The organism is Gordonia sp. ABSL11-1 (assembly GCF_030315685.1).
GTDB lineage: Bacteria > Actinomycetota > Actinomycetes > Mycobacteriales > Mycobacteriaceae > Gordonia.
This window is the reverse complement of the sequence record NZ_JASXSI010000055.1, coordinates 1-4,025: the sequence shown is the minus strand read 5'-3', so window position 1 is coordinate 4,025 and position 4,025 is coordinate 1. Positions and strand designations below refer to the sequence as shown.

General features: G+C 66.6%; 5 protein-coding genes. 2 read left to right on the top strand and 3 right to left on the bottom strand.

What is annotated here, in order from left to right; translation table 11 throughout:
• On the top strand, positions 1-647 hold a 647-nt coding region (locus tag QSJ19_RS26255; protein ID WP_286323993.1), incomplete at its 5' end, for a Na+/H+ antiporter NhaC family protein.
• A 139-nt stretch (positions 648-786) separates the two neighbouring features.
• On the opposite strand, the gene QSJ19_RS26250 is transcribed toward QSJ19_RS26255, so the two are convergent.
• Both QSJ19_RS26250 and QSJ19_RS26245 read right to left on the bottom strand, forming a co-directional pair.
• Positions 787-1,659 carry a hypothetical protein gene (locus QSJ19_RS26250; RefSeq protein WP_286323992.1) on the bottom strand — a complete coding sequence of 291 codons (873 nt, stop codon included), beginning with the start codon at positions 1,657-1,659 and terminating at the stop codon, positions 787-789.
• A gap of 170 nt (positions 1,660-1,829) precedes the next feature.
• A complete protein-coding gene (locus QSJ19_RS26245) occupies positions 1,830-2,447 on the bottom strand; it encodes a maleylpyruvate isomerase family mycothiol-dependent enzyme (RefSeq protein ID WP_286323991.1) in 618 nt (205 codons plus the stop codon).
• A gap of 194 nt (positions 2,448-2,641) precedes the next feature.
• Between QSJ19_RS26245 and QSJ19_RS26240 the strand changes: the two genes are divergently transcribed.
• Positions 2,642-2,905, top strand: coding sequence for a hypothetical protein (locus QSJ19_RS26240; RefSeq protein ID WP_286323990.1), 264 nt, complete (start codon positions 2,642-2,644; stop codon positions 2,903-2,905).
• 11 nt (positions 2,906-2,916) lie between these two features.
• Here the strand turns inward: QSJ19_RS26240 and QSJ19_RS26235 are convergent, their stop codons facing one another.
• The gene (locus QSJ19_RS26235; RefSeq protein WP_286323989.1) at positions 2,917-3,885 is read right to left on the bottom strand and encodes a DUF808 domain-containing protein; all 969 of its coding nucleotides are present in this window, start codon (positions 3,883-3,885) and stop codon (positions 2,917-2,919) included.
• Positions 3,886-4,025: the final 140 nt, after the last annotated feature.

The window sequence follows — 4,025 nt, the reverse complement described above, 5'->3', positions numbered from 1 at the left end:
CTAAGCCGCTGATCATGCTCGTCGCCGTGGTCGCCCTACTCGCCGTGGCGTTCTGGAAGCGCGACCTGTTCCTCGCGACCACCGTCGGACTGGTCGTCGGCACGGTCATCGGGCTGGCATTCGGCCTGATCACCCCCGCCGACATCATCTCCGCGAAGGACGACGCGGCCGCCGGATTCCTCGTCGACGGCATCACCGACGTGCTGCCGCTGATCGGCCTCGGCATCATCGTGTTCGCCATCATCGGCGTCCTCGATGGCTCCGGGGTGTTCGACGCCATCGTCGAAGCCGTCACCGCCTCACGCTTCACCGCCACCCCGCGCGGTACCGAGGCCACCATCGCCATCGGCGCGATCGTGTCCGGCGGACTGTTCGCCGGCGTCAACGGACCCACCATGATGTTCTACGGGCCGCTGGTCGACCGCATCGGTTCCCGCGTCGGGCTGCATCCGTATCGTCGGGCCAACGTCATGGACTGCAACGTCCTGGGACTCGGTTCGGTTGTCCCGGTGGTCAGTTCGTTCCTGCTGATCGCGAGCATGCTGACCGAGGGACCGAATGAGGTGTCGGCGCTGGCCCTGTTCGCGGTCACCTTCTATCCGCTGGTGCTGAGCGTCGTGATGGCGTTCTCCATCATCACCGGGTAGGGCCGGCGGTTCGAAGGGCCCGATGGGGAGCCGGTGCGGGAGCCGGTCGCAATCGAAGATCCCACCCTCGACACCGTCGACGCTCAGGCACCCGACTCGGTCCCGAGCACGACCACGGTCGGCGCGAACGGCTGACGTCTCACTCCTGCTCGAGCCTCTTCGCCAGCGGCGCAAGTGCATCCAGGTAGATCGACGCCAGCATCTCCGACTCGTCGGCGGTGGTGCGGATCCGATCGGCCTCGGAGGTGTCCCACTGGGCGTCGACCTCGTTCTCGAACTCGTCGATGGCGCTGACCCGGTCGAGCCACTCCCGCTTGTCCAGCCGATGCTGGATGGCGGCGACGATCTGCTGGTACTCGGCCAACGCTTCGAGTCGGTCAACGAGCCCGTCGAGTCGCCGCGACAGCAGCCGAGCTTTGGCGGTGTACGTGTCGACGACATCGTGGTCGGTCCGCAGATGTGTCGGTGGCTGACCGAGCAGCGTTACCTGCTCACGGACGTGGGCCGCCGACGTCGCGAGCGCGACGACTTCGGCAGCCAGGTCCACGCGGACGCCGTGCCGATCGTAGAAGTCCAGCTTCCAGGCCGGGTAGTCTGTCACGCGGTCGGCGACGATGCCCGCGGAGATGGCGATCTGCCCGATCGAATCGTTCCGCAGTCGGTCCCTGTCCTGGGCGGCCTCTGGCCAGGTGTCGACCGCTAGGTCCAGGTATCGCCGCGACTCGGTGGGTTCGGCGACTTCCTGGATCTCCCGGCATCGCGCCAAACGGCGGGTGCGGGCCGCGCGTAGATCGCCGGCCAGTGTGGCGAGGGCGTCGGCGGGCGCGGTGTTCGCCGTCGCATCGACCGTCGGCAGCTCGGGGTGCGTCTCGTCGGCTGACTCACCGCCTCGTATCAGGCGGCCAAGCCCGGCGCCCAAGGATCGGACACCGCTGGCCACCCACGAACCGATCATGACCAACGCAACCGCGATCGCCGCCGCGACGACGACGATCACGAGGAGCTTGATCATTTACCCAGTACAGCACGATCCGGGGTTCCACCGAGCCCGCGAGCACCGTCGGCACTGGTGACAGCGGCCGTCGTCGACGCCTGATCAACCACCACAAGCTGAGGAGAAACGATTGCCGAAGCATTGCTAAGAGGCTGGCGCCTCGAGCGTGAGGCCCAGGGCTCTCGCCGCTACCGCAACTGCGCGACACCTTCGCCGTCGAGGTCGGCGATCCCCGCCGCCCGACCGGTGAGCGCCAGCAGCAACGCGTCCGCTGAGCCTTCGACAACCGGTCCATCGCCAGAGGACCAGTCCACGTCTGTCGCCACCCAGCGCACGGTGGTCGGAACCTTTCCGAAGATGCGCGAACTCTCCGGGCGGATCAGGAAGTCGAGCACCACACGCGTGCGGTCCGGATCGAGGGTCGCGGGAATGCCGAGGGGCCGTCGGATGTCGAAACCATGGACGACGATGTCGGTGAGCGGTGCGCACGGCCCCTGCGCCGGTGGGGTGAACCGCTTGTCGGCCTTGTCCCGCAACGCCTTCGGCAGGTCCGCATACTTCGCGCTGACCTTGGCTGCCGTAGCGATATTGGCGCGATCGAAGTTTCCACGTGCTCGCATCATCGCGAGTCCGAAGGCCGGTATGGACACCACCAGCGGCACCAGCAGGTGGGCGGTCACGTCGCGGCACGTCCAGCCGGCGCACAGCGACGGAGTGGCCCACTGATCGTCGGTGAAGGTGTCCGCGAGGTCGGCAAGGCGGCGGCGCTCGTCGGCGATGGCGGCGAAGATGTCGTCGTCGTTCACGGTGGCACGTCGCTTCCATCTCGATGGCGGCTGTCCGGTCGACGTCCATGGTCACACGAACAGACGAGATCCGACGGGAACATCGCGCACAGGTCGGGACGTCAGACTGTCACGCCGACCCCACCGCTCTGCGAGGTCGCGCGAAACACGCGCCGGTCACACGATCGGCCGAGGTGACCGACGAAGGACACGCGATGACCCCCGACACCACGCCGACGACTCAGCGGGACCCGGTGACGCGGATCGTCGTCGTGTTCACCGTCCTTGCGACCTGCTGGTTCGGCACGCTCCTGGTCAGCGGTTGGCTGGCCGTCTGTGTGGCCGCCCTCATCATCGGTTGGGTGGTGGGTGCTTTTGCCCGACACATCAAGGCGCCGATGGCGCTGGCGGTCTTCATCGGCGCGTGCGCGGCCGGAGGAGCCGGCCGATGGCTTCTGCTCATCCTCGCGTGGGTATGAGAACCCCTCAATCACTCCGCGGTCTGGGCAGTCGTGTCCCTCACACCGCGCTTCGGGATGAGCTGCATGATCGCCACGATGATCGCGCCGATCACCAAGCCCACGAGCGCTGAGACCACGGTCACCGCAGTCCACGACAGCACGCCGCCGAATCCGTGAGAGAGTTCCTCGAACCAGTGCTCGATGTCGTGCAGACGGTCGGCGGGCCAATGGAATCCGGCTTCGCCGACGTTGACGATCAGGATGTGGCCGCCGACCCACAACATCGCGGCGATACCCACGACGGTCAGGGTGGACATGATCTTCGGCATCGCCTTGACCAGGCCGCGGCCGATCTTCTGGCTCGCCGTCGACTCACGTTGCGCCAGGGCCAGCCCGACGTCGTCCATCTTGACGATCAACGCGACCACTCCGTAGACGAGTGCGGTGATGAGGAAGGCCACGACGATGAGTACCAGCAACCGCGTGAGGAACGGCTCGGATTCGACCGACGACAGCGAGATCACCATGATTTCCGCGGACAGGATGAGGTCGGTGCGGATGGCGCCGTTGACCATCGACTTCTCGAACTCCGGGCCCTTCTCTGCCGCGGGCTCGTCGCCGGTGTGGTCGTGCCCGTGCCCGCCGCCGAGGGCCTCGTAGACCTTCTCGGCACCCTCGTAGCTCAGGAACAGGCCGCCGGCGATCAGCAGATACGGGAGGGCCTGTGGGAGGAACTGACTGAGGATCATCGCCACCGGCAGGATGATCAGCAGCTTGTTCCGGATCGAGCCGATGGCGATCTTGCGGACGATCGGCAGCTCGCGGTCGGGGGTGAAGCCGTGGACGTAACGCGGCGTCACGGCCGTGTCGTCGACGACCACGCCGGCCGCCTTGATGCTGGCCTTACCGGCTGCGGCGCCGATGTCGTCGATCGACGCCGCGGCCACCTTGGTCAGGGCCGCGATGTCATCCAACAGAGCGACGAGGCCACCGGCCACAGGAACCTCCAGACGAGAGATGCACGAATCAGGAACAAGTATGCCCTGCGGTGGGTGGGGTCGGGAGGTGCGTGGAGGGTCGGACTGGCGTGTGCCCTCACTTATTGGATAAGTGAGGGCATGGCTCATTCATACCCTCA

What these genes read in the sequence shown, in the direction of transcription:
- QSJ19_RS26250 (WP_286323992.1), bottom strand. Translation starts at nt 1,659, where the DNA reads ATGATCAAGCTCCTCGTGATCGTCGTCGTCGCGGCGGCGATCGCGGTT.
- QSJ19_RS26240 (WP_286323990.1), top strand. Translation starts at nt 2,642, where the DNA reads ATGACCCCCGACACCACGCCGACGACTCAGCGGGACCCGGTGACGCGG.